At 62.8% G+C, this 22,330-nt stretch carries 23 protein-coding genes and 5 tRNA genes; 15 read left to right on the top strand and 13 right to left on the bottom strand.

The window, feature by feature from the left end; all coding sequences use genetic code 11:
* Positions 1-73: 73 nt before the first annotated feature.
* Positions 74-331: a PilZ domain-containing protein gene (locus tag JQ629_RS35885; RefSeq protein WP_192735778.1), complete on the bottom strand. Its 258-nt coding sequence runs from the start codon at positions 329-331 to the stop codon at positions 74-76.
* Positions 332-579: 248 nt separating this feature from the next.
* Here JQ629_RS35885 and JQ629_RS35880 point away from each other — a divergent pair.
* Positions 580-654: transfer RNA gene (locus tag JQ629_RS35880), tRNA-Glu, on the top strand.
* Positions 655-772: 118 nt separating this feature from the next.
* Here JQ629_RS35880 and JQ629_RS35875 read toward each other — a convergent pair.
* The 3 genes from JQ629_RS35875 to JQ629_RS35865 form a co-directional block, all read right to left on the bottom strand.
* Positions 773-848 (bottom strand) — tRNA-Trp (locus tag JQ629_RS35875).
* A gap of 165 nt (positions 849-1,013) precedes the next feature.
* Positions 1,014-1,090 (bottom strand) — tRNA-Gln (locus JQ629_RS35870).
* A 4-nt stretch (positions 1,091-1,094) separates the two neighbouring features.
* Positions 1,095-1,171: transfer RNA gene (locus JQ629_RS35865), tRNA-Glu, on the bottom strand.
* Positions 1,172-1,178: 7 nt separating this feature from the next.
* On the opposite strand from JQ629_RS35865, the gene JQ629_RS35860 reads away from it, so the two are divergent.
* Positions 1,179-1,490, top strand: a complete 312-nt coding sequence (locus JQ629_RS35860; protein ID WP_212416634.1) for a hypothetical protein — start codon at positions 1,179-1,181, stop codon at positions 1,488-1,490.
* A 111-nt stretch (positions 1,491-1,601) separates the two neighbouring features.
* On the opposite strand, the gene JQ629_RS35855 is transcribed toward JQ629_RS35860, so the two are convergent.
* Positions 1,602-1,677, bottom strand: a tRNA-Arg gene (locus JQ629_RS35855).
* Between the two features lie 285 nt (positions 1,678-1,962).
* Between JQ629_RS35855 and JQ629_RS35850 the strand changes: the two genes are divergently transcribed.
* Together JQ629_RS35850 and JQ629_RS35845 are read left to right on the top strand one after the other, a co-directional pair.
* A complete protein-coding gene (locus JQ629_RS35850) occupies positions 1,963-2,346 on the top strand; it encodes a nuclear transport factor 2 family protein (RefSeq protein ID WP_212416633.1) in 384 nt (127 codons plus the stop codon).
* A 26-nt stretch (positions 2,347-2,372) separates the two neighbouring features.
* A complete protein-coding gene (locus JQ629_RS35845; protein ID WP_212416632.1) occupies positions 2,373-3,605 on the top strand; it encodes a Zn-dependent hydrolase in 1,233 nt (410 codons plus the stop codon).
* Positions 3,606-3,785: 180 nt separating this feature from the next.
* Here JQ629_RS35845 and JQ629_RS35840 read toward each other — a convergent pair whose 3' ends face one another.
* The gene (locus JQ629_RS35840) at positions 3,786-4,562 is read right to left on the bottom strand and encodes an outer membrane beta-barrel protein (RefSeq protein WP_212416631.1); all 777 of its coding nucleotides are present in this window, start codon (positions 4,560-4,562) and stop codon (positions 3,786-3,788) included.
* Positions 4,563-4,839: 277 nt separating this feature from the next.
* On the opposite strand from JQ629_RS35840, the gene JQ629_RS35835 reads away from it, so the two are divergent.
* From JQ629_RS35835 to JQ629_RS35825, 3 genes are all read left to right on the top strand, one after another.
* A complete protein-coding gene (locus JQ629_RS35835) occupies positions 4,840-5,877 on the top strand; it encodes a PrsW family glutamic-type intramembrane protease (protein WP_212261718.1) in 1,038 nt (345 codons plus the stop codon).
* 110 nt (positions 5,878-5,987) lie between these two features.
* Positions 5,988-6,575, top strand: a complete 588-nt coding sequence (locus JQ629_RS35830) for an HdeD family acid-resistance protein (RefSeq protein ID WP_212416630.1) — start codon at positions 5,988-5,990, stop codon at positions 6,573-6,575.
* A gap of 249 nt (positions 6,576-6,824) precedes the next feature.
* On the top strand, positions 6,825-7,910 hold the full coding sequence (locus JQ629_RS35825; RefSeq protein ID WP_212416629.1) for a 3-deoxy-7-phosphoheptulonate synthase: 1,086 nt from the start codon (positions 6,825-6,827) through the stop codon (positions 7,908-7,910).
* 113 nt (positions 7,911-8,023) lie between these two features.
* Here the strand turns inward: JQ629_RS35825 and JQ629_RS35820 are convergent, their stop codons facing one another.
* Genes JQ629_RS35820 through epmA form a run of 4 tightly spaced genes read right to left on the bottom strand, consistent with a single transcriptional unit; the run spans position 8,024 to position 10,645 of the window.
* Positions 8,024-8,266 (bottom strand): hypothetical protein, encoded by a 243-nt coding sequence (locus JQ629_RS35820; RefSeq protein WP_212261727.1) that lies wholly within the window; start codon positions 8,264-8,266, stop codon positions 8,024-8,026.
* 24 nt (positions 8,267-8,290) lie between these two features.
* The gene (locus tag JQ629_RS35815; protein ID WP_212389363.1) at positions 8,291-8,554 is read right to left on the bottom strand and encodes a hypothetical protein; all 264 of its coding nucleotides are present in this window, start codon (positions 8,552-8,554) and stop codon (positions 8,291-8,293) included.
* Positions 8,505-9,596, bottom strand: a complete 1,092-nt coding sequence (locus tag JQ629_RS35810) for a lysine-2,3-aminomutase-like protein (RefSeq protein ID WP_212416628.1) — start codon at positions 9,594-9,596, stop codon at positions 8,505-8,507. The genes JQ629_RS35815 and JQ629_RS35810 overlap by 50 nt, the downstream gene beginning before the upstream one ends.
* Complete coding sequence (gene epmA, locus JQ629_RS35805; RefSeq protein WP_212416627.1) at positions 9,593-10,645, bottom strand: EF-P lysine aminoacylase EpmA; 1,053 nt, start codon at positions 10,643-10,645, stop codon at positions 9,593-9,595. Before epmA ends, JQ629_RS35810 begins: the two co-directional genes overlap by 4 nt.
* A gap of 278 nt (positions 10,646-10,923) precedes the next feature.
* Between epmA and JQ629_RS35800 the strand changes: the two genes are divergently transcribed.
* The 3 genes from JQ629_RS35800 (at position 10,924) to JQ629_RS35790 (ending at position 14,045) form a co-directional block, all read left to right on the top strand.
* Positions 10,924-11,670, top strand: a complete 747-nt coding sequence (locus tag JQ629_RS35800; protein ID WP_212416626.1) for a hypothetical protein — start codon at positions 10,924-10,926, stop codon at positions 11,668-11,670.
* Positions 11,671-11,836: 166 nt separating this feature from the next.
* On the top strand, positions 11,837-12,403 hold the full coding sequence (gene efp / locus JQ629_RS35795; RefSeq protein ID WP_192735762.1) for an elongation factor P: 567 nt from the start codon (positions 11,837-11,839) through the stop codon (positions 12,401-12,403).
* A 64-nt stretch (positions 12,404-12,467) separates the two neighbouring features.
* Positions 12,468-14,045: a M23 family peptidase gene (locus JQ629_RS35790; RefSeq protein ID WP_249135517.1), complete on the top strand. Its 1,578-nt coding sequence runs from the start codon at positions 12,468-12,470 to the stop codon at positions 14,043-14,045.
* A gap of 69 nt (positions 14,046-14,114) precedes the next feature.
* On the opposite strand, the gene JQ629_RS35785 is transcribed toward JQ629_RS35790, so the two are convergent.
* Positions 14,115-14,594 carry a carboxymuconolactone decarboxylase family protein gene (locus JQ629_RS35785; RefSeq protein WP_212416624.1) on the bottom strand — a complete coding sequence of 160 codons (480 nt, stop codon included), beginning with the start codon at positions 14,592-14,594 and terminating at the stop codon, positions 14,115-14,117.
* Positions 14,595-14,815: 221 nt separating this feature from the next.
* Between JQ629_RS35785 and JQ629_RS35780 the strand changes: the two genes are divergently transcribed.
* Both JQ629_RS35780 and JQ629_RS35775 read left to right on the top strand, forming a co-directional pair.
* Entirely contained in the window at positions 14,816-15,283 is a 468-nt protein-coding gene (locus JQ629_RS35780) for a MarR family winged helix-turn-helix transcriptional regulator (protein WP_349631371.1), read from the top strand.
* Between the two features lie 99 nt (positions 15,284-15,382).
* On the top strand, positions 15,383-16,618 hold the full coding sequence (locus tag JQ629_RS35775) for a lytic murein transglycosylase (RefSeq protein ID WP_212416622.1): 1,236 nt from the start codon (positions 15,383-15,385) through the stop codon (positions 16,616-16,618).
* A gap of 164 nt (positions 16,619-16,782) precedes the next feature.
* Here JQ629_RS35775 and JQ629_RS35770 read toward each other — a convergent pair whose 3' ends face one another.
* Both JQ629_RS35770 and recJ read right to left on the bottom strand, forming a co-directional pair.
* A complete protein-coding gene (locus JQ629_RS35770; protein WP_212416621.1) occupies positions 16,783-17,595 on the bottom strand; it encodes a glucose 1-dehydrogenase in 813 nt (270 codons plus the stop codon).
* A 48-nt stretch (positions 17,596-17,643) separates the two neighbouring features.
* Entirely contained in the window at positions 17,644-19,485 is a 1,842-nt protein-coding gene (recJ, locus tag JQ629_RS35765) for a single-stranded-DNA-specific exonuclease RecJ (protein ID WP_212416620.1), read from the bottom strand.
* Between the two features lie 772 nt (positions 19,486-20,257).
* Between recJ and JQ629_RS35760 the strand changes: the two genes are divergently transcribed.
* The 3 genes from JQ629_RS35760 to JQ629_RS35750 all read left to right on the top strand — a co-directional run bounded on the left by JQ629_RS35760 (position 20,258) and on the right by JQ629_RS35750 (position 22,199).
* On the top strand, positions 20,258-20,470 hold the full coding sequence (locus tag JQ629_RS35760; RefSeq protein WP_212416619.1) for a dodecin: 213 nt from the start codon (positions 20,258-20,260) through the stop codon (positions 20,468-20,470).
* Between the two features lie 62 nt (positions 20,471-20,532).
* Positions 20,533-21,303 (top strand): GNAT family N-acetyltransferase, encoded by a 771-nt coding sequence (locus tag JQ629_RS35755; protein ID WP_349631370.1) that lies wholly within the window; start codon positions 20,533-20,535, stop codon positions 21,301-21,303.
* Between the two features lie 20 nt (positions 21,304-21,323).
* The gene (locus JQ629_RS35750; RefSeq protein ID WP_212416618.1) at positions 21,324-22,199 is read left to right on the top strand and encodes an ornithine carbamoyltransferase; all 876 of its coding nucleotides are present in this window, start codon (positions 21,324-21,326) and stop codon (positions 22,197-22,199) included.
* Positions 22,200-22,330 lie beyond the last annotated feature (131 nt).

Raw genomic sequence — 22,330 nt, 5'->3', positions numbered from 1 at the left:
AACGGCCCGGAATTACCGGGCCGTCGTCACTCTCGCAGCCATCGTTCTGTGGATGCGCTAGTGTCCACACCACCTAGCGGACGAACTTGATGCCGACCGACTTGCCGCGGCGCCAGACCACTTCGCAGTTTCGCCCCGTGCGGGCGTCGCGCGAAAACGCCAGCTTCAATTTGGCGGGCAGCGTGTTGGGATCGTCGATCGTGACCTTGGCACCCGTCGTGGACATGTCCTGCACCACGCATGGGCGCGCCGCGAAGCCGCCGTCCAGCGTGATCCACCCGGATTGATGCAGCGATTTGCGCGACTCGCGCTTTTTGGTGCCCAAGGCCATGTCAGAAGTTCCCCTGCCACAAGCCCTACTCCAGGCGGCTTTAAAATCCGTTGCAAAACATCGGCTGTTTTGGCCGGTCCCCCTTGCCGGTGCGGGCCGGAAGCGCCCGGAAAAAGGCAGTTTCAGGCCGCTTGCCCGCCCGGCAAAACGCCACTATACGTTCGCCGGTCGCCGGCCTGATCCAACCCGATTATCGGCGACCAACACGGCGCATCATGCTGTAAAGCACTGATTTTCCGGTTGTTTTTGCTCCCTTCGTCTATCGGTTAGGACGCCACCCTTTCACGGTGGAGAGAGCGGTTCGATTCCGCTAGGGAGCGCCATCCCGTTTTTCGGCCATTGAAATCACTCGAAATATATCGCTCGTGATTGGCCTTTTGGAACACCTGTTCTGGTGAGCCACATTCGCCATGCCGGCTTGCTGCAATGGCCAGACTGAGATGGCGGGAGAACCAGGCCTCGAACCTGGAACCTCTGGTTTTGGAGACCAGCGCTCGTCCACTTAAGCTTCACTCCCCAGCTTGGTCCCGACCCACGGTGCTGCCCCGTGTTTTCCTGCTCCACAAGCAAGCGTCCTAGCTGATAGACGAGGTCGGAAGGCAATGGTCGCTCGTAACGGTTTCGAACCGTCCTGTTCGCCGTTATGAGCAGCAAGCCCTCCCGAGAGGCCGGGTGATGGATTTGGTGAGCGCGGCTGGATTCGAACCAGCGGTCACGGAATCAAAATCCGGCGCCTTAGACCAACTTGGCGACGCGCCCGCAATGGCGCTCCCTACCGGATTCGAACCGGTGATCTTCACCGTGAATAGGTGTTATCCTGGACCGCCAGACGAAGGGAGCGGCTACGGTGATAAAGAAAGCGAAGAAGACCAAAAGGGCGACCGCGAAAAAGTGGAAACCGAAATCGGTAAAGAAACGGCCGCTAACGCAACGGGAATTGTCGGTCGCTGCACGGCTTGATGAACTTGGTGTCACCCATGAAGCCGCCGAGCAAATGCGTGAGATAACCTTGGAGATCGACCGAAGATTTGGAGCCGGACCCAAATTGCAACTGCTCCGAAGGATTACCGCAGCGCGAATCGCATTCGAAGATAGGATCCTCAACTCGAATAGTATCAAGGACAGCGTCGCGGCAGCCAGGAAGGTGGCTGACCTGTGATTGGCGCGGGCTGCCGGACTCGAACCGACTTTGCCTGGTTGGAAGCCAAGTGATCAGCCTATGACCCAAGCCGGCGTTGAAAAGACCAGCGTGCGCGTCACGCTGTCATTTTGGTGCGCTCGGCAGGACTCAAACCCGCATAGGACGGAGTAGAAATCCGTTGACCATCCAGTTGGTCCACAAGCGCGTGAAATACCGACTGAGCTAACACGCAAAACCTGGCGAGGCGCGAGCGCCCCTCTTGGTTATTGAATCGGATGTGGTCAGTCTGGCTGGATTCGAACCAGCGATCCCCTGCTTCCAAACGGCATCTCGCTTGTTGGATCATTTCGCTGCGTCGGTGCGGGACAACCGCCTCAACATATTAGAGATTTGACTCGTTCGCGCCGGTTCGCTCTGCTGTCTCGCGTGATCGAAAAAATGCTCATCAGCCGATACGCTTTCTCAGCCAGGGATTGTTGGAGCGAAAATCATGGCGCCCTCCTCCGCCGAACGCGATGAGCTGGTCAAAGGCTTCGCGCGCGCCCTGTTCAAAGGCGATATGGTTGCGCTCTATTCCGTGGTGACGCCTGACTTTCTCTGGACCTTTCACGATGGTCTGGCGGTGACGAAATCCCTCGCCGGCGCCGCCGCTATTGCCGAGCATCTCGCCGAACAAAAGGCCCTGTTCTCGGCGCAACGCTTCCATGACGTGGCCTATCATCACGCCGGTGATATGACCTTCATGACGTTCCGTGTCAGCGAAACCGTGCGCGCCACCGGCGAGCAGCGCGAACAACGCGGCGTCGAGTGCTATACGTTTCGCGATGGAAGGCTCGCGACCAAGGATGTTTATCGCAAGCCGGCCGGCCCCTGACTGCCCATCAAGGAGAGGCACCAGCAATGCCCGACAAGACCCTGCCCTTCGACGGCGCCCGCGTCCTCGCCGACCTCAACACGCTGCGTGGCATCGGCGCCTATAAGACCGGTGTCCACAAGCCGACCTTCTCGGAGCCGCATATGCGCTCGCTGGAATGGCTGGTGCAGCGGCTCCCCGAGGCGGGACTGGCGGCCGAGATCGACGGCATCGGCAATGTGCTGGGCACCAGCCCGAAACCGGGCCCGAAACTGTTGGCGGGCTCACATCTCGAAAGCCAGAATTACGCGGGCTGGCTCGATGGTCCGCTGGGTGTCATCTATGCGCTTGAAGCCGCCCGCGTCATCAATCCTGATCCGAACATCAAGGGCGCCGTCGAAGTCGCATCCTGGTGCGATGAGGAAGGCCATTTCGGCAGTTTCCTCGGCAGCCGTTCCTATGTCGGCGCTCTCACCGAGGCTGACGTCGACGCCGCACGCGACCGCAACAGCGATCGCACCATGCGCGAGGCGCTTCGCGAAGTCGGCCTCGCCGACCGCCGGCGCGCCACCGCCGAACGCGGGCGCCACATCGGATATCTCGAGGCGCATATCGAACAGGGTCAGACCCTCGAGGGCGGCGCGCTCAATATCGGCGTCGTCACCTCCATCGTCGGTATCTGGCAATACCGAATCACCTTCACCGGCGAGCAAAACCACGCCGGCACGACGCGGATGGCCGTGCGCAAGGACGCTGGCCTCGCGCTGGCAAAACTCTGCGTCGATATCGACGAACGGTTTCCGAAAGCCTGCGGGCCGCGCACGGTTTGGACCACCGGCTCGGTCAGGCTCGATCCGGGGGCGCCGAGCATCATCCCGGGATCTGCGGAAATGCTGTTCCAGATACGCGACGACGCCCTCGCTGTGATCGATCGCCTGGAGGATTTGCTGCGAAACATGGCCGCCGACGTCAGCGCGCGCGGCCCCTGCACGGTTGCGGTGGAGCGCATTCGCACCGGCGCGCCCGCGATGATGGACACCTCGTTCCAGCAAGCGATCGAAGCTGCGAGCAAGGCGCTTGCCGGCGGCAGGTCGATTCGCATGCCCAGCGCCGCCGGTCACGACGCCCAGATTCTCTCGACCATCATGCCGTCAGGCATGCTGTTCGTGCCCTCGATCGGCGGCATCAGCCATCACTGGACCGAGAACACTGATGACGCCGACATCGTCACCGGCGCCGAGGTGTTTGTCGACGCCTGCCGGCGCCTTTTGGCGGGCTGAGCGCGCGTACGCTCATTGCGCCTGCAGGTCGAAATCGGCCTGGCAGTGCGCCATGCCGACTGCACGACGGTCATCTCTGTGCGTCTGCTCTCATCACAAAAAAAGCCCCGGACGATGCCGGGGCTTTTAATTGGTCTCGGGAAGAACTCAGTACGTGGTACCAGCTCAGTCCGTGAAGGCTCAGTACCTGGCGACGACCGGGCTACCCCAGTTGAACTTGTAGTTCACACCAACCAGTGCGGTGGAAACTTCCAGCTTCGTGCGGACACGGTCCGGGAATCCGACAGCGGCGGGCGCAGTCGTAAACGCGACGTCCTTGTGACCGAAGTCCATGTAGTTGTATTCGCCGAACACCGACCAGCCCGGAGCAAACATCCATTCGAGACCGCCGCCGATGGTCCAGCCACTGCGGCTGACGCCGTAAGCGGTTTCGGACAGCAGCACGCCACCCGGCTGGAAGATCTCATAGTCAGACTTGGTCCAGGCGCCACCACCCTTGACGTAGCCGAGCAACTGGGGCGTGAACAGGTAGCCCAAGCGGCCCGTTACCGTGAAGATGTCCTTGGTGGTGACATCGGACCTGAAGGTCGGGAACGCCGTCAGGAAATGCGAGTGGTCGATGCGCGCGTAGTTGTACATGCCCTGGATGCCGAGCACCCAATTGCCCGCAAACTGGTAGTCGCAGCCGATCTGCGCGCCGCCGACGAAATCACTGCCGTCGCTTGAACCGTAATTGGTCGACGGAACAACCAGTCCGACGCCGATGATTTCGGTGCGTTCCTGCGAGGTTCGTGCCCAGCCGCCGCCGATGTTGCCGCCGATGTAGCAGCCGGTCCAGTTGTACACCACGACCGGAGCCGGAGGCGGCGCCTTGGCGTAACGGGGAGCCATATCAGCCGCGACAGCCGATCCAGTCATTGCAACCGCAGCAAGCATTCCCAGTGCAAATTTCTTCATGTTGATTCCCCTTGGGCCAATATTGCTGCCAATGGTTGTAGAGGAATTAGGCACCTAATGCTGTGGCGCGGCGGTCACAGTCAGGAGGAAAGAGTCGGGACCGGAGTTCCCCCGATCAACGCCCTTGCCCGCTCCCGAATTGCTGGGAAACCCACCTCGAAACGTAACAATTAGCCAGCCCGCCCCTCGCCTTTTGGCGACAACAAGTCGCGTTTGCCTTCCTTGCAAAGCGCTGAATTTGCGGCCATTTTCGATCCATCCGAACAAAGTTCCCTAAATGCTCCTGCTTCAATCCCTCCCGACTGTCATCGGCGTCGCCGCGATCGCGCCCGCGTTGCTTTTGCTGTGGCTGGTCATCGCCGCTGACGAGCGCCCCGGCCCGCCTGCGCAGGTATGGATCGCATTCGTGCTGGGCGCGGCCAGTATTTCGCTGCTCGGAATCGCACGGGCGCCGTTTGCAGCGATTCTCGCGGTCCCCGGAAATCCCTGGATGACCCAGGGGCTCCGCTCGGTGTTCGGCGTTGCCGCGCCTGAGGAGATCGTCAAGGTGATCGTGATCATCGCGGTGTCGTGGAAGCGTCGCACCTTTGCCGATCCGATGGACACCGTCGTTTACGGCGCAGCCGCGGGCCTCGGATTCGCAGCCTACGAAAATCTGGCCTACCTGGTACAGCACGCCGACATGTGGCGATCGCTGGCGGCATTGCGCAGCGTCCTCACCGTGCCGTTCCACGGTGCGCTCGGCATTATCGCCGGCGCGTATATCGCGATCGCACGTGCCGGCACGGCACTCGGTGCCAACAGGCACAATCGCGACCTCGCCCGCATCTCGAGCTGGATGCTGGCCCTGTTTGCGCCGGTCGCGCTGCATGCGGCGTTCGATTTTCCGCTGCTGATTCTGCAAAAGCATCCCGATCTCGGCTCCACCACGCGGATGTTGCTGGGAACGGCAAGCCTGATCATCGGCTTCAGCTCGATCGGATTTGCGGCGCGGCTGGTGCGGCGCGTCGGCCGCCATCACGCGCCGCGCACCGAGATTGCACGCGAGCGGTTGAGCCAGCTGCGGCGGATGTGGGCGCTGCTGGTCGTGGGCGGCGGTGCAGGTTTTGCGGGCGTGTCGTTCCTGCTGACCTCGCTGCACCACTGGTTCATCAATCCGGAACGCAACGCCTCGCTGGTTCTGATCCCGATCGGTTTCACATCGATCCTGATCGGCCTCGCCCTGCTGGTCGCAACCACGGCTGTCTACGTCTTTGGCCGTAACCGGATGCGCACGACGTCGGAGGGCTTTTCGTCGGCGAGCGAGGCTGGTTAGCGCCTCAGCTAAAATTGGACGCGTTTTCATCCCGCCAATTCCTTGCGCCAACCATTCCTGTTCGCTCGAACACGCTCTAGTATCGGCCCGTGCGTAGCGGGAGAGCTGTGATGACCCTTCCCCAAGATATGCTTCCCAAGGACATCGCCAAATTGCAGTCCGACATGGGCGCCGCCGTGAAGGCGCATTGGAAAGCCTTCCTGTTCGAAGGCATTCTGCTGGCGGTGCTCGGCCTGGCCGCAATGATCGTGCCCCCGCTGGCAAGCCTGGCGGTTGCAATCTTCTTGGGCTGGATGTTCCTGATCAGCGGGATCGCCGGGCTGGTCGTCACCTACTGGGCGCGGCAGATGCCGGGCTTCTGGTGGTCGCTGTTTTCCGCAGCGCTGGCGGTGCTTGCCGGCCTCGTGCTGTTGGCGCGGCCGATGCAGGGTGTGCTGACGCTGACCATCATTGTCGGCGCCTACTTTCTGATCGAAGGCGTCACCACCATCATGTACGCGCTGGAGCACCGCCGCGAATTGTCCGGGCGCTGGTCCTGGCTGCTGGTCTCCGGACTGATGGACATCCTGATCTCGTTCCTGATCATATCAGGCCTTCCGGGTTCAGCGGAATGGGCGATCGGTCTCCTGGTCGGGATCAACCTGGTGCTTGGCGGCGCGTCGCTGGTCGGCATGGCGCTCGCCGCGCGCAAGGCCTGACACGGGCTGGCGCTGCGCGAGCCAATTCCACCGCCGATTGGGGGATGACAAGTCCCGATGCGTGAGCTATAGAGCCGGCCATGATCATGATCGCCGCCAGCAACTATTGGTATTTTAGCTTCGACAGCTCGCTGGCGGTGGGAGGATCACGCGCAATCTGAATAGTTGCAGCAAATAATCCGAACAGCCGCCAAATCCTGGCGGCTTTTTTTATTGGCCGGCAGGTTCTTCAAAACAGGAGCCAGAGCCGTGTTGAGCACCACCGACGATCTTCGAATAAGCGAACTGAAAGAGCTGACGACACCGCAAGAGGTCATGCGCGAGATACCGCGCACTTTGACCGCCACGCGCATCGTGATGGCGGCGCGCAACGCCATCCACGCGATCCTGAACGGAACCGATGACCGGCTTCTGGTCGTTGTCGGCCCCTGCTCGGTGCACGATCCCGCTGCTGCCGTGGAATACGCCGAGCGCCTCGTCACCCTGCGCGAGCGGCTGGCCGACCGCCTCGAGATCGTGATGCGCGTCTATTTCGAGAAGCCGCGCACGACTGTCGGCTGGAAGGGATTGATCAACGATCCCGGCCTCGACGGCAGCTTCGACATCAACAGGGGCCTGCGTCTCGCCCGCAACGTGCTTTCAGCGGTGAACAATCTTGGCCTGCCGGCCGGCACCGAATTCCTCGACATGACGACGCCGCAATACATCGCCGACCTGGTGGCGTGGGCGGCGATCGGCGCGCGCACCACGGAAAGCCAGATCCATCGCGAACTCGCGTCCGGACTTTCCTGCGCGGTCGGCTTCAAGAACGGAACCGATGGCAATGTGCGCATCGCGGCCGAGGCCGTGAAGTCGGCGTCGCATCCCCACCATTTCATGGCGGTCACCAAGGGCGGACGCTCGGCGATCGCCGCCACGACCGGCAATGATGACTGCCACATCATCCTGCGCGGCGGCAGCAAGCCGAACTATGCCGCTGACAGCGTCGATGCCGCTTCGGCCGAACTCACCCGTTCAGGCGTGACACCGCGGATCATGATCGACACCAGCCACGCCAACAGCAGCAAGAAGCCCGAGAACCAGCCATTGGTTGCGGCCGACATCGCACAGCAGATATCCGCTGGTGAAACACGCATCACGGGCGTGATGATGGAGAGCAATCTCGTCGCGGGCCGCCAGGATGTGGTGCCGGGCAAGCCGCTCACCTATGGTCAGAGCATCACGGACGGCTGCATCGACTGGGAAACCACCGTGCAGGCGCTCAACGTCCTGGCCGACGCCGTCGAGGCGAGACGGAGCTTGGCGCGCCGGCCGTTCAATGAACGGTCGGCTTAAGAATCGATGGTCGACCAAAACGTTACAGCCAGAGTCTGCTCAAGCTGATGAAGCAGACTCTGGCCGGTCAAGCCGATCAATCGTGGTGTGGAGCGCCCTTTGTGCCCCGCGCCTTAGCAGCCGCGGCAGATGCTCTTGATCTTTTTGTCGAGGAGAGCATTTTCCTTGCTCAGGGGATCGTTCGGATCGTTCAAATTTTTCTCGCTGGGAACGTCGCTGGCGCGTGGCTGGCGATGACCGATTGGCGCCTGGATCACCGGCTTGTCCGAATTTTTCGGCACCGTTGAGCCTTGCGCGAACACGTCCGGACTACCGGTCAGAACCAGAAGCGCCACCGACAGGATCAATTTTCGCATTTTGGTTCTCCCGCTCTCATCTTGTTATCGCGCCGGAACATCGATCGTTCCACAATTGCGACGCCCCTGGGCCGCGCAATCCTGCGCCTTTCGTACATCGGCCATGGTGCTGAGCAACCAGATACCGGCTGCTACCAGCACCGCGAAGAAAGCCAGCATTACCGCGTTTTCGATCGCGCGGCTGCTCTCGTCTTCCGGCGGCTTCTGCCCTCCCTGATCCCCGTCCGTCATCGCCGGTTCACGGCTTCGGCGGATAGAGGTGAACGTCACCGCAATAATCGACGACACGATAACGCGTTTCCGAGGATAGTTCACGTTCCCGGGAATTTGGATGCGACAAATAATGCGGACCGATCGGCGCCTTGCCGTGGCCGCCGGGAATATCGAGCACGTAATCGGGCTGACATAGCCCGGAAACGCGTCCGCGCAAGCCGCGCATCAGTTCCTGTCCGCGCTCGATCGTGGTGCGCAGATGCGAGGTGCCCGGCGCGAGATCGCCATGGTGCAGGTAATACGGCTTGATCCGGCATTCGACGAAGGACCGCATCAGGGCTTCCAGCGTCGCCGCATCGTCATTGACACCGCGGAGCAGCACCGACTGGCTCACCAGGGGGATGCCGGCATCGACCAACCGGGCGCAAGCGGCGCGGGCTTCCACCGTCAGCTCACGCGGATGGTTGGCGTGAACCGCGACCCAGGTCGTGGCGCCACCAACCCTCAACGCTGCGACCATCTCGTCGCTGATGCGCACGGGGGCCGCGACCGGCACGCGGGTGTGAAGGCGGATGATTTTGACGTGATCGATGGCGGCGATGTCGGCCATGATCTCGGCCAACCGGCGCGGCGACAGCATCAGGGGATCGCCGCCGGTCAGGATGACTTCCCAGATCTCGGGATGCACGCGGATATAGTCGAGCGCGTCACGATAGGCGTTGTCCGACAGCGCGGTCGCCTTGCCGGGGCCGACCATCTCGCGGCGAAAACAGAAGCGGCAATACACCGCGCAAACGTGAACCAGTTTGAACAGTACACGATCCGGATAGCGATGAACGATGCCGGCGACCGGTGAATGGGCGTCATCGCCGATCGGATCGGCGCGCTCGCCGGCCTCCTGCACCAGTTCCAGCGTGCTTGGAACGAACTGCCGCGCGATCGGGTCGTCTGGATCATCGGTATCGATCAGCGCGGCGATATCCGGCGTCACCGCAATCGCGTAGCGTGCAGCCACCTGTTCGAGATCGGCCAGTTCGGCCGCAGGCGCCAGCCCGCAATCGACGAGTTCCGCCGGTTGCCGCAACGTCGCCGCCAGTTTCGGATCGATCCTGTTCATGCTTCTCCCGCCGGTGGTGTCCATACCACCTGATCCACCCTGAGCGCACCGCTTGCCAGCATCACCAGCCGTTCAAAACCGAGCGCGACACCGCTTGCTTGCGGCATCACGGCGACCGCCTGCAGGAAATCCTCGTCGAGCGGATAGCGTTCGCCGTAACGCCGCGCTTTCTCGTCCATTGCCTGCGCAAAACGGCGGCGCTGTTCGGCAGCATCGGTCAATTCGCCAAACCCGTTCGCAAGCTCGACGCCGCAAGCGTAGACCTCAAACCGCTCGGCCACGCGCGGATCGGACGCTTTCGCGCGCGCCAGCGCTGCCTCCGGCACCGGATACTCAAATAATACCGTCAAACACCCCTGCCCGAGATTTGGTTCGATATGCTCGACCAGGACCTTGCTGAAGATATCGGACCAGGTGTCGTCGTCTGCAATCCGCACCCGCGATTTTGACGCCTCGGCGAGCGCCCTGCGATCCCCTTCGCCATCCGCGACCGTCGCCAGCAAGTCGATCCCGGCGAACCGTTCGAACGCGGTCGCGACCGTCAGCAATTCAGGCTCGGCGAAGGGATCAGTGATGCGGCCGCGAAACGAGAATTGCCCGATGCCCGTCGCCTGCGCCGCATGGGCGATCACCACAATCGTGTCGGCCATAATGGCGTCATATGCCGCGTTGGCGCGGTACCATTCCAGCATGGTGAATTCAGGCAAATGAAGATCGCCGCGCTCGCGGTCGCGGAACACGCGTGCAAACTCGAATATCTTGTCTTCGCCCGCCGCGAGCAGTTTCTTGGCAGCGAACTCCGGTGAAGTCCGCAAATAGCGCAGCGCGCGGGTTCCGTCTCCGCCGGTCAGTTCGGTCCGGGGCGCGTGCAGATGCGTCTCATTGCCCGGCGAGACCTGCAGGATGCCCGTCTCGGCCTCGGCGAATCCCTGCTCGTCGAACCAGGCCCGCAAGCCCTTCGTGATCGCGCCCCGCGCCATCAGGAACGGCTTCCGGTCCGCATGCCGCGCCGGCGACCACCATGGCGATGGCTGGTCGATCCCGGCCATCAGCAACCAGCCGAAGCGGCGTGCGCGCCTGCAGCTGCATACGAGCCGATGAAAACATTCAGGATATCGACGGATACCATTGACACTATTCAACTTTCTCCGCTGGAGAGCAGCCATGCCGGGAACACCGCGGATACCCCGCGTCCGGCCCGTCTGTCATGTCGAAAGACGCACGTCTTGTCCATTCGCGCGATCGGCGCCGCGAACTTGAAGTTGCGCCCTGAACCTCGCGGCCATTAGCGCGTCCAATGGGCAGCAAAATGGAACGGAATGCACACATGTCTGGAGGTTGGTTACGACGAACAGCGCTTCTGCTGGCAGGTATGCTGTTGCTCGTCGTCACCACGCCAACGCCCGCCAGCGCGACCGGTCCCGGGTCTGAGTTCAAACTGAAGACGGATGCGGATGACATTTTCACCTCACCCGACAGGCAAATTCGGGTTGAGCAATATGCCGCGGACAAGGGCGATGAAGGTTTTCTGTTCCAGTTCTGGACCTTCGACGAGGGGCGTCGACACCCCTCGCCGCTGAATACTGGCGAAGGCATCGATCTCGCGGGCTACCCCGCTGGCTTTCGCTTTACCCCGAACAGCCAGTGGCTGGTACGCATGCAGAAAACCGGTGCCGGTTTCCAGACGCTGTTTCTGTACCGGCGGAACGGATTTCAATTTTCCTCGGCCACGCCGAAGCCGCTGAGCGAGATGGCCTGGGATTATTTCTGGGGCTCGCCGGCAGCCAAAAAGCTGCGTCGCGACCCCAGGGACCGCGATTCGCTCAGTCACGTATTTGCCGCCCTCGTCAAAGGAATGGACGACAATTACGCTGGGTTGGGCCTGCATTGGCCCGATAGCCGCTACGTCGTGATCAGCCTCTCCTTCGACGCCCAGGGCGAAGACAAGCCGCGGCCCTATATCGAGGACTGGTGGTGTGCCTATGACCTGAAAACCGGGACATTTACGGTGCCCGCCGCCTTTGCCGAGCACAACGCCCAGGCCTTCACGTCCCCTCGCCCCAAGCGGAAATAGCCGCCGCACGAACCGTCGATCCGGCCAGCCCGTAACCTGCCGGAACGGGCCGCAAAAGGCTGGTATCTGGGGGGCAAATCAGTATGTTGCAGCCCGAAACCGCCTCATTGGCCGCGGGACACAATTGTCCTGACAGGTCGGAGGCCAGAAATTCAGGAAAACCGCTTTGAAAGTCATCGCCAGTTCAATTCGCAAGGGCAACGTCATCGAGCAGGACGGCAAGCTCTATGTGGTTCTGACCGCCGAGAACATCCATCCCGGCAAGGGAACTCCGGTCAGTCAGATCGAAATGCGCCGGATCGGCGACGGCGTGAAGATTTCGGAACGCTACAAGACCACCGACCAGGTCGAGAAGGCGACGATCGAGGATCACAATTTCAACTACCTCTACGAAGACGCCGATGGCTTCCATTTCATGAACGGCGAGACCTACGACCAGGTCCAGGTGTCCAAGGAAATCATCGGCTCGGCCGCGCCGTATCTGCAGGAAAACATGTCGGTGAAGCTCTCGCTGCACGACATGGTTCCGGTCGCGATCCAGATGCCGCAGCGCGCAACGCTGGAAGTTGTCGAAACCGAGCCGGTGACCAAGGGCCAGACCGCGTCATCGTCCTACAAACCTGCTATCCTTTCCAACGGCGTACGCACCAACGTGCCGCCGCACGTCGGAACGGGAACGCGGATCGTGGTCATGACCGAGGACGGCTCCTACGTCGAGCGCGCCAAGGACTAGGCGCCAAAGTTAGACATCGGGGCATGCGCCGGGGGGCGATGCATTGGGTACGAAGGCTGTCCGCTTGCTGCCCTGTTGGCTGGCAGCCTTCTGTCTGCTTGCCGCCTGCGCCGTCGGTGCATCGGCGGACGAGTTCCGGACACCTTCGATCTCGGCCATCCGCGTCGAATGGCGCGCGGTGCTGGATCAGCTCCGCTCCGAGATCAATACCCAGCCCGCGGTTGCGTCCGCCTTCACCTTTGCCAGCCAGCGGCGGGCGCCCCGCTGGGACCCGCGCTCGATGCCGGCGCTGGTGCAACTGAACGCGATCACTTCCCCCGTCTTCCCGGGGATCGGACGCAGTCCTGTTCCGGTGCTGTTGCCGTTCGACACCGCAAGCTATCTCGATGCCCGCCAGAACGGCGCGCCCGACACCCTCTCGGTATCGCGCTATCAAGCCGACTTCCGCCCCGCCGATATGTTCCACGCCGGCGCCGCCGGCTACGACGCGATGTTTTCGTTCGAGCCGGGTGCGGGCGACGGCATGCCGCAGCGGACTTACGCCAAGCCGGTCGAGGTGCAGATCACGGGCTCGATCCTGACCTACGATCTCGCCGACCCGCTCGCCGGCAAGGGCGAGCCGGTCAAGGCGCTGGCGGCGCAATTCCCGGACCTGCGGCGCTTCATCCGCGAAGGCTATGTGCGCTACGCCTTCACGCGCTTCGGCGTGCCCTATGTGGTGTCGATCCAGTGCCTCGACTCGACGCCGCGCCCGCGGCGGCTGGCCTGCCGCGAGGCCTATCCGGTCGCGGAACGTTTCCTCAAGGCGCTGCGCATCGCCGGCGGCCAGCCGTCGCGGCCGCGCCGGGATATTTCGTCCGAGATTGCCGAGCGGCCGATCGTACCCTCGCCCGACTTCACCTATCGCCCGAGCGGCGACATCGTCGCCAACAGCGGCTCGCGCAAGCGCGGCGGCCGCGCCGATCTCACAGCCTATTCGCAGATCCGGTTTCCGCTGGAAAAGGCGCCCGCCTTCGCCCGCTCGCAATCCTTCGGCAAACGCAAACCCGACGAACGCGGATATCCCTGGCAGGACAATTTCTGCGAGGCGCGCAGTTTCGAGGTCGGCCAATGCGCCGCCGGTTTCGGCCATCAGGGGCAGGACATCCGTCCCGGCGCGTGCATGGCGCAGAACGGCGAAAGCCCGGGCAGTTGCGATCCGAAGCAGCAGGCGGTCGTCGCGGTTCGCGACGGCGTCCTGATCCGTTCGCTGAAACAGCAGGCGGCAACGTTGCAGGTCAACACCCGCAACGAACATATCCGCTTCCGCTACATGCACATGAATCCGTCCAGCCTGGACGCGGACGGCATTCTCAACGGCCGCAAGGTCACTGAGGGCGAAAAAATCGGCGTGGCCTCGAATTACCTCGACTATCCCAACGGCACCTCGCTGCACCTGCATTTCGACGTGCAGGTGTTCACGCGGGACGGCTGGATCTGGGTCAATCCCTACACCACGTTGATCTCGGCCTATGAGCGCCTGCTGCGCGGCCGCGGACGCGAGCTCGGCACCGACCCTGTCGCGCCGGCCGCGGTCGCCCACGCCCAGCCGCGAGACGTGATCCGGCCCGACCCGCAGGAAGGTGGCGAGGGCGACAACTAGACACTTATTTCACGCGTTTTCTTCACGCGAACCGGGTTCCACTTCGCTCGAAAACGCGATGGCCGTTCGCTAGGACGCGGCAGCACCGACCGGCTTTTGCCGCGCCGGCGGGGTCCAGCGGAAGGCGGCGCCGAACCTGTTCCAGACGTTGATCGAGGCGACCGCCGAGGTGAGGTAGGCCAGTTCCTTTTCCGAGAATTCGGCGCTCGCCTGCGCATAGACCTCGTCGCTGACGCCGCCGCTGAGCAACGTCAGCGCTTCCGTCCACGCCAAGGCCGCGCGTTCGCGGGGCGAGAATTGCGGCGCCTCGCGCCACACCACGACCAGATTGAGCTTGTCGGCCGACATGCCGAGGCTCTCGCTTTGCAGGATGTGATACTGCACGCAAAACGCGCAGCCGTTGATCTGCGAGGCGCGCAGCTTGATGAGTTCGAGCAGTTGCTTGTCGATGCCCGCGGCGGCCGCGACCTTGCCGAGCGCCAGCACGACCTCATAGGCCTCGGGCGCCAGCGCCATGAAATCCTTATATTCCTTGCGGGCATGTGACATGTTCATCGCCTTATGTTATCAGTGCACTGATTTATTATAAGAGCCCTTATATGGTGCGCAAGATCAGAGCTTCGGTAAAATCCAAACCGCGCGGGCCGCAAAAAACGGCGGCCAAAAAACTGAAAAAATCCAAAAAATCCGTCGCGGCAAAAAAGCCTGCGCGCAGGAAATCCTCTCGCAAAAACCCTCACCAGCGCCGGAAAAAATCCACCGCCGATCCCGTGCTCGCGATAATCCGCCCGCCGCTGCCGGGCGAAGGCAAGCGCGGCGAACATGGCCACCTCGCCTATTTGCTGCGGCAGGCCCAGGCCGCGACCCGGCTGACGCTGGAGCGGGCGCTCGCCGAACTCGGCGTCACCACGCCGCAATTCGTGGTGCTGACGATGCTGCGGGCCTATCCCGGCCTGTCGGGCGCCGATCTCGCGCGGGTCGCCCTGCTGACCCCGCAAACCGTCGGCGTCATCATCCGCAATTTGGAACGCGACGGCGCTATCCGGAACACTCCGCACCCGATCCATGGCCGGGTGCTGCAATGGACGCTGACCCGGCGCGGCACTGTCCTGCTCGACAAATGCCGTCGTCACGTCCAGGCGGTGGAGCGGCGGCTGGCGGCCGGGTTCTCGGCCTCCGCGCAGGCGACCGTCCGGCGTTGGCTCGCACGGATTGCCGCGGACTTTCAGCAGGCCTAGGGCAGCTCTTCTACCTTCCGGAGTTCCGCGTTCCGGCTGCGACGACGGCGCCATGCAAATGCGCTTTGGTGAGCGCACCCTGCCCCGTACAATACCGCCATGGAACCCTTCGATTCTCTGAGATCGCCGACCCGCCGCGCCCTGCTGCAAGCCGGTATCGGCGCAGCCGGCCTGCTCGTCAGTCCCGTTGCCGCGTTGGCCGCGGCGCCGCCCGGCTTCGACGCGTGGCGCGATAATTTTCGCGCTCGCGCGCTGGCAAAAGGCATATCGGACGCGACCTGGAGCCGCGTGATGGGCCGGATCGAGCCCGACATGTCCGTGTTCCGGCAGATGCAGAAGCAGCCGGAATTCCACGAGCAGATCTGGCAATACGTCAATCGCCGCGCCTCGGACTGGCGCATTACCGCCGGCAAGGAAGCGCTGCGGAAGAACGAGGCGCTGTTCACGCGGATCGAGCAGGACTTTGGCGTCGAGCGCGGCACGTTGCTGGCGCTGTGGGGCGTCGAATCCGCCTATGGCGATCCCCTGGTGCAGCAGAACCATATGCGCCCGATCTTTCCCTCGCTCGCAGCGCTGGCCTGGAACGAGCCCCGCCGCCGCGCCTATTGGGAAACCGAACTGATCAACGCGCTGAAGATCGTCGACCGCGGCTGGGGCACGCCGGAGGAAATGCGGGGATCGTGGGCCGGCGCGATGGGGCATACCCAGTGGATGCCGGAAGTCTGGCTCAATGTCGGCATGGACTACGACAAGGACGGCCGCGTCTCGCCGTTCGGCAGGCCGGACGACGCGCTGGGCTCGAGCGCGCGCTATCTTGTCAATCGCGGCAAGTATCACCGCGGCGAACATTGGGGCTATGAGGTCCGCGCCGGCGGCGCGTCCGGCAGCGGCAACCGGACCTATGCGGCATGGGCTGGCGCCGGCGTCACCCGCGCCGACGGCAAGCCGTTCCCGCAGCCGAATGCGTCGGCGCAATTGTGGGTTCCGGTCGCCGGCGGACCCGCGTTCCTGCTGGGGCCGAATTTCTATGCGGTGCGCAGCTACAATCCGTCGATGAATTACGCGCTTGCGATCTGCCATCTCGGCGACCGCATTCTCGGCGCGCCGCCGTTCATTCATCCCTTCCCGGGCTCCGAGCGCGCGCTGACGCTCGCCGAGGTGCAGGAGATGCAGACGCGGCTGACAAAAGCCGGCTTCGACACTGGCGGCACCGACGGCCGCGTCGGCAATGACACCATGAAGGCGGTCCGCGATTATCAGACCAAGATGGGCCTGCTGCCCGCCGACGGCTATGGCGGGCTCAAGGTGCTGGCGCGGCTGCGGCAAGGCGGTTAGCTCGGCTCCCAATCCAACGCCGTCATTCCGGGATGCGCCTCTTGGCGCAGGCCTCAGATGCGCAATGCGCATCGGGGAATCCATACTCACGATCGTGGTTATGGATTCCGGGCTCGATGCTTCGCATCGCCCCGGAATGACGAAATGTGGAATGACGAGCATTGCTATTGCGCAGGCCGCGCGACCCCGCCTGCGTTCATACCGCCGTCAATGACGAGTTCAGTTCCGGTCACGTAGCTCGACGCATCGGAGGCGAGATACAAAACGCCTTTCGCGATGTCCATGGCATGGCCGGCGCGGGCCAGCGGCGTTGCGAATTTCGCACGCTCCTCGGGATCGATCGGCGCGTTCTGGCCGCGCCCCGTCGCCTCGGTCGGGATCTTGCCCCAGATCGGCGTGTCGATGATCCCGGGATGTACCGAGTTGACGCGGATGCCGTCGCCGAACGTCGCGCATTCCATCGCGATCGCTTTCGCAAACAGCCGGACGCCGCCCTTGGTCGCGCAATAACCGGACAGGCTGGCCGCGCCGCGAATGCCGGCGAGCGACGACATCATGATAACGGAGCCGCCGCCGGTCTTGCGCATCGCCGGCAGGCAATGCTTCACCGACAGGAACACGCCGTCGAGATTGATCGCGGTCTGCCGCCGCCAGTCTTCCAGCGACATCTCGGTGATCGACGGCACCGCGATGCCGATGCCCGCGTTGGAAACCAGCACGTCGAGCCGGCCATAGCGCTTCATCACCTCGGCTACGACTTCGATCCAGCGCGCTTCGCTGGTGACGTCCTGATGCAGGAAGACAGCCTCGTTACCGGCCTTCTTGATACCAGCGACAACCTCCGGCCCCCTCAGTTCATCGACATCGGTGACCACTACCGACGCGCCTTCACGCGCCAGCAATTCGGCGCATGCCGCGCCGATGCCGGATGCGCCGCCGGTCACGAGCGCGACTTTTCCCTGAACCTGTCCTGCCATTTCTGCTCCCATTTTTCTGTTGTTGGTCTTGTCGTCTGGTGGATGAACCTACCTGATCACGGCCGGTCCCTGATCCGGCACGGCAACGTCGATCACGCGCAATTGCACGCGCTCGGTGCCCTGATAGCGATCGACCGCGAGCGATCCTGCGACATGCAGCGGCTGGCCGCGATTTTGCGTCAGTGCGTGGCCGAGCTTTTGCCCTACGGACCGGAACGCGATGCCGTTGACGATGACGCCGTCGCCGGACTTGAAGCGCACGCGCAGATGCGCTTGTCCCACTTCGTCGGCATAGACCAGTTGATGCGCCGGCAGCGCGATCACAGGCTCCGGATTGCCGGCGCCGAACGGCCCGGCGCGGTTCAGGATGCCTGCGAATTCCGGTGTCACGCTGCGGGCGCTCACCGCGCCGTCGATGAACAGCTCGTTTTCGTGACGGGAGCTGGCGACGTCTTCGGCGAGCGCGCTTTCCATATAGGCGCGAAACTCCGCGAGCTTTTCCTTGCGCAGCGTCACGCCCGCGGCCATGGCGTGGCCGCCGCCTTTCATCAGCAGTTTTTCCTTCACGGCCTGCCGCACCGCCTTGCCGAGGTCGACGCCCGAAATCGAGCGGCCCGAACCGGTGCCGATGCCGCCCGGCTCCAGCGCGATTGCAAACGCCGGCCGCGCGAATTTTTCCTTGAGCCGCGAGGCGACGAGACCGACGACGCCGGGATGCCAGCCTTCGGAGGCCGTGACGATGACCGACCCCTTGTCCTCGAGCCCGAGCGAAGCCAGCGCCTCGGCTTCGGCCTGCGCTTCCGCTGCCTGCTCGATGATGCGGCGCTCTGAGTTCAGCCGATCCAGTTCGGCGGCGATCCGCGCGGCCTCGGAGATATCGCCTTCCAGCAACAGCCGCACGCCCAAATCAGCCCGGCCGATGCGGCCGCCGGCATTGATGCGCGGCCCCAGCATGAAACCGAGATGCCAGGCCTCGGGCGGGCCATTGAGCCGCGACACGTCCATCAGCGCGGTATGCCCGACATGGTCGCGGCGGCGCATCGCGATCAGGCCCTTGGCGACGAACGCACGGTTGAGCCCGGTCAGCGGCGCGACATCGGCCACGGTGCCGAGCGCCACGTGATGCAGCATGCCGAGCAAATCCGGCTCCGGCCGTTCGCTGTTCCAGAAGCCGCGGCCGCGCAATTCCCTGTTGACCGCGACCAGCGTCACCAGCACGAGGCCGACGGCGGCGAGATAACCGAGGCCCGAAAGATCATCTGCCCGGTTCGGATTCACCAGCGCGTCGACCTCAGGCAATTCGTCCCCGGTCTGGTGGTGATCGATGACGACGACGGACATCCCGAGCTTTCGCGCTTCCGCCAGCGGCTCAATGCTGGTGGTGCCGCAATCGACCGTCACCAGCAGCGTCGCGCCCTTGCCCGAAAGCGCGCGCACGGCCTCCACATTGGGCCCGTAGCCTTCGAAGATGCGGTCGGGAATATGGATCAAGGGATCGAGCCCGCAATGGCGCAAATGCCAGGTCAGCAGCGCCGCGGAGGTCGCGCCGTCGACATCGTAATCGCCGAAGATCGCGACCTTCTCGCCGCGCGTGGCCGCGTCCGCGATACGCTTGGCCGCGGTTTCCATCTGCGTCACGGTGTGGGGGTCGGGCATCAGTTTGCGGATGGTCGGATCGAGGAAATCCTCGACCGCGTCGATCTCGACATCGCGGCCCGCGATCACCCGCGCCAGCATCTCCGGCAGCTGGTAGCGCTGCACGATCGCCAGCGCCTTCGCCGCCCCCCGCGCATCGAGCCGGTCGCGCCACAATTTTCCTGTCGCCGATTGCGACACGCCGAGAAAGGCCGGCGGCAATTCAATGGGCAAAACGGTTGCGGGGGGCGTCATGGGGCTTTCGGTCTAGCGGGCCTGGGGTCAGCCCGCCATATCTGCGCAGTTCCGGATTCAATGTCAAAGCAAACAGACGTGCGTCAACGGCTCGCGGCGCTGGGCGCCCGAGGTTTGCTATCAAATTCTTCGCGCTCGAAGACAGAGGGCGCAGGGAATGCCGGATGCGCGCTGCACCCGCGGTCTCGTGTGCGAATTGTGCTAAGTAGGCTGCACACGAGCATACAGGGCAGCGGAGAGCATCCGACATTCCCTGCGCAATGGCTTTACGGCTTATGGCGCGCTCTCCCCGGTGAGACGGTCTCTATTGCCACCGTCGTCCCTCGGAAGCGTTAGCTCCCGCCGGACTTGACGCCGTTACGGGCGCCAGGACCACACGCTTTCGCCGTACGCCTTTGCCGCGACCGTCAATCGCAACATCAGCGTCCACCGCATCCCCGCCCCTCGTCATGACGACGGCCGACGCCCCTCTGAGTGGGACGGGATGAGTGAGAATGTGCCGGTGATTTGGGTCGAAGGAAAGGGAAATATTTTTGATTTTCGGAAATTTTTGACTTGACATGATTTCCGAAAAGCAGAACTGATTTGCCCGTCGGGTTGTTTTGTCGCAGTTCGTCGGGCGATTGGCTCATGACTTGCCGATCGGGAACCACTCCGGTTGCATCTGGTTATTGTCTGCGAAATCACGACATCCCTTGTCGTTGTCGCATCGTCGCCTTCGGTCGGGGCGAAAGGATGCATCAAGGGGTGCAATCGGCCGGGAGGGTCCAAAATGAAGAATCATGTTTACAAGATTCTTGAAATCGTCGGCTCGTCTGAAACCAGCATTGAAGATGCAATCAATACGGCCGTCGAACTGGCCGGCAAGACAGTCAGAAACATGGATTGGTTTGAAGTCGTCGAAACCCGAGGGCACATTAAAGACGGCAAGATTGCCCACTATCAGGTGACCCTCAAGATCGGCTTTACGCTGGAAACGCAATAGCCGGCGCGTAGCCCGCATGAGCAAGGCGATATGCGGGGATCACGGCAAGAGCCCCGGATATCGTGTCATCGGGCGCGCATTCGCGCGACCCGTTGGCTCATCCGGGCCACGCTTGCTCGAGCTGCACACACAATACCGAGCGCGCAGGATCGGTTTCGTTTGCGGCAGATGGACGTGGCCGTTATAGAAAAGCAGAGGTAACCGGACCACTTTCTCGAATGGTGAACGTTCGCCCGCTTCAACCGCGCGACATCGATGCGCTCTATGCGATTTCGCTTGCGACAGGCTTGGCGGGCGGCGATGCATCCTCGCTCTACCGTGACCGGAAGCTGATGGGTCACATCTATTCCGCGCCCTATGCAAGCCTGCAACCGGAGCTTTGCCTCGTGTCAGAGGATGATGCCGGTGTGGCGGGCTTCGTCGCCGGCACCTCCGATACCCGGACCTGGGAGAGGCGACTCGAACAAGAGTGGTGGCCGCAGCTGCGCCGGCAATATCCCGCGCCGGATCAGGCGCACATGGCCGAATGGTCCCACGATCAACGGCGCATTTTCATGATCCACAATCCGAAGCCGATACCCGCTGCCGTCGTCCAATCCTATCCTTCGCATCTTCATATGAACCTGTTGCCGCGCCTTCAGGGACGCGGGACCGGCTCGCACATGTTTGCGGCCTGGCTCGCCATGGCGGCCACTCGCGGAATCGGCCCCCTGCATGTTGGCGTGAACCGGGAAAACCTGCCCGCCATCGGCTTCTGGTATCGCCTTGGCTTTGTCGAACTTGATATCCCCGAGGACCGTGCCGGACGCACGGTCTGGATGGGACGGGCGTAGAAATCCAAAGCAAGAGAACAATGAGCGAGAAAATCCGCGATCTTCTGGTGATCAGCGATCTGAATGCCTCCGACGCGATGGCGATCATCGAGCGCGCCCAGGACATGGCGGCGTTCTGGCGCCAGCGACGGATGGTTCAAAGCCTGGCCGGCCGTCGCATCGCGCTCGTGGTGAACGACTCCGGCTGGAGAAACACGACCGCCTTTGATCTCGGTATCCAGGCCATGGGCGGCATTTGCATCCATGCGCCGTTGCGGTGGGATACGCGGGAGGATCTGCCTGATCTCGCCGCCTATCTCGACAATTGGTTCGACGGAATTGTCACCCGTGCGCCGGATCTGGCCGTCATGCGATCTCTTGCCCATTCGGCGCGCGCACCTGTCATCAACGCCCGTACCCGGCAAAACCATCCCTGCGAAACGCTCGGCGATCTGGCCTTTCACCTCCACCGGCACGGCCATATCGAGGGGATCAAGGTCGGGGTTATCGCTCCAAAATCCAACATTCTGGGATCGTGGATCGAGGCTGCGGCGGTCCTGCCGATCAACGTCGTCCAGGTCCATCCCGACAAGTGGCTCGACCAGGATGCTGCGGCTTCCACGCTGCGCTTTCGCACCAGCACCGATATGAACGAACTCGCTGATGCCGACCTTGTCGTCACCGATTGCTGGGCAGGCGATGCTGAACCCGAGGCGTTGCTAGATTATCAGGTCACGCCCACACTGCTGGACAGGCTCCACCCGGAGGCCGACTTCGTGCCCTGCCCTCCGGTATCCCGTGGCAAAGAGGTATCCGCCGATGCCATGACGCATCGGGCATGTCGCGTTATTGAAGCCAAAGCCTTTCTGCTCCACGCCCAAAATGCCGTTCTGGAGTGGGCATTCGACGTCTCCTGACGTCAGCGCAGATTTCTAGAGCCTTTTCCGTTCCGATGGAATCGGAACGGGGCTCTAGTGTCCTGAACCAAAAGTTCGGGGCATTTTAGACCTTCGCAGGCGAGTTGTAAGCGCAGAAGCGTTCGATTGAG

Origin of the sequence: Bradyrhizobium sp. AUGA SZCCT0222, from assembly GCF_018130205.1 — a bacterium.
In the GTDB taxonomy this organism is placed as follows: Bacteria; Pseudomonadota; Alphaproteobacteria; order Rhizobiales; family Xanthobacteraceae; genus Bradyrhizobium.
The sequence above is the reverse complement of the archived record's forward strand: the minus strand, read 5'-3'. Positions and strand labels throughout refer to the sequence as shown.

Bases quoted from the DNA above. Each gene is read 5' to 3' on its own strand.
- JQ629_RS35850 (WP_212416633.1), top strand. From the start codon at position 1,963: ATGGCGCCCTCCTCCGCCGAACGCGATGAGCTGGTCAAAGGCTTCGCG.
- JQ629_RS35840 (WP_212416631.1), bottom strand. From the start codon at position 4,562: ATGAAGAAATTTGCACTGGGAATGCTTGCTGCGGTTGCAATGACTGGA.
- JQ629_RS35830 (WP_212416630.1), top strand. From the start codon at position 5,988: ATGACCCTTCCCCAAGATATGCTTCCCAAGGACATCGCCAAATTGCAG.
- JQ629_RS35845 (WP_212416632.1), top strand. From the start codon at position 2,373: ATGCCCGACAAGACCCTGCCCTTCGACGGCGCCCGCGTCCTCGCCGAC.
- JQ629_RS35835 (WP_212261718.1), top strand. From the start codon at position 4,840: ATGCTCCTGCTTCAATCCCTCCCGACTGTCATCGGCGTCGCCGCGATC.
- JQ629_RS35820 (WP_212261727.1), bottom strand. From the start codon at position 8,266: ATGCGAAAATTGATCCTGTCGGTGGCGCTTCTGGTTCTGACCGGTAGT.
- JQ629_RS35885 (WP_192735778.1), bottom strand. From the start codon at position 331: ATGGCCTTGGGCACCAAAAAGCGCGAGTCGCGCAAATCGCTGCATCAA.
- JQ629_RS35770 (WP_212416621.1), bottom strand. From the start codon at position 17,595: ATGGCAGGACAGGTTCAGGGAAAAGTCGCGCTCGTGACCGGCGGCGCA.
- JQ629_RS35785 (WP_212416624.1), bottom strand. From the start codon at position 14,594: ATGTCACATGCCCGCAAGGAATATAAGGATTTCATGGCGCTGGCGCCC.
- epmA (WP_212416627.1), bottom strand. From the start codon at position 10,645: ATGGCCGGGATCGACCAGCCATCGCCATGGTGGTCGCCGGCGCGGCAT.
- recJ (WP_212416620.1), bottom strand. From the start codon at position 19,485: ATGACGCCCCCCGCAACCGTTTTGCCCATTGAATTGCCGCCGGCCTTT.
- JQ629_RS35750 (WP_212416618.1), top strand. From the start codon at position 21,324: ATGAGCGAGAAAATCCGCGATCTTCTGGTGATCAGCGATCTGAATGCC.
- JQ629_RS35810 (WP_212416628.1), bottom strand. From the start codon at position 9,596: ATGAACAGGATCGATCCGAAACTGGCGGCGACGTTGCGGCAACCGGCG.
- JQ629_RS35800 (WP_212416626.1), top strand. From the start codon at position 10,924: ATGTCTGGAGGTTGGTTACGACGAACAGCGCTTCTGCTGGCAGGTATG.
- JQ629_RS35760 (WP_212416619.1), top strand. From the start codon at position 20,258: ATGAAGAATCATGTTTACAAGATTCTTGAAATCGTCGGCTCGTCTGAA.
- JQ629_RS35775 (WP_212416622.1), top strand. From the start codon at position 15,383: ATGGAACCCTTCGATTCTCTGAGATCGCCGACCCGCCGCGCCCTGCTG.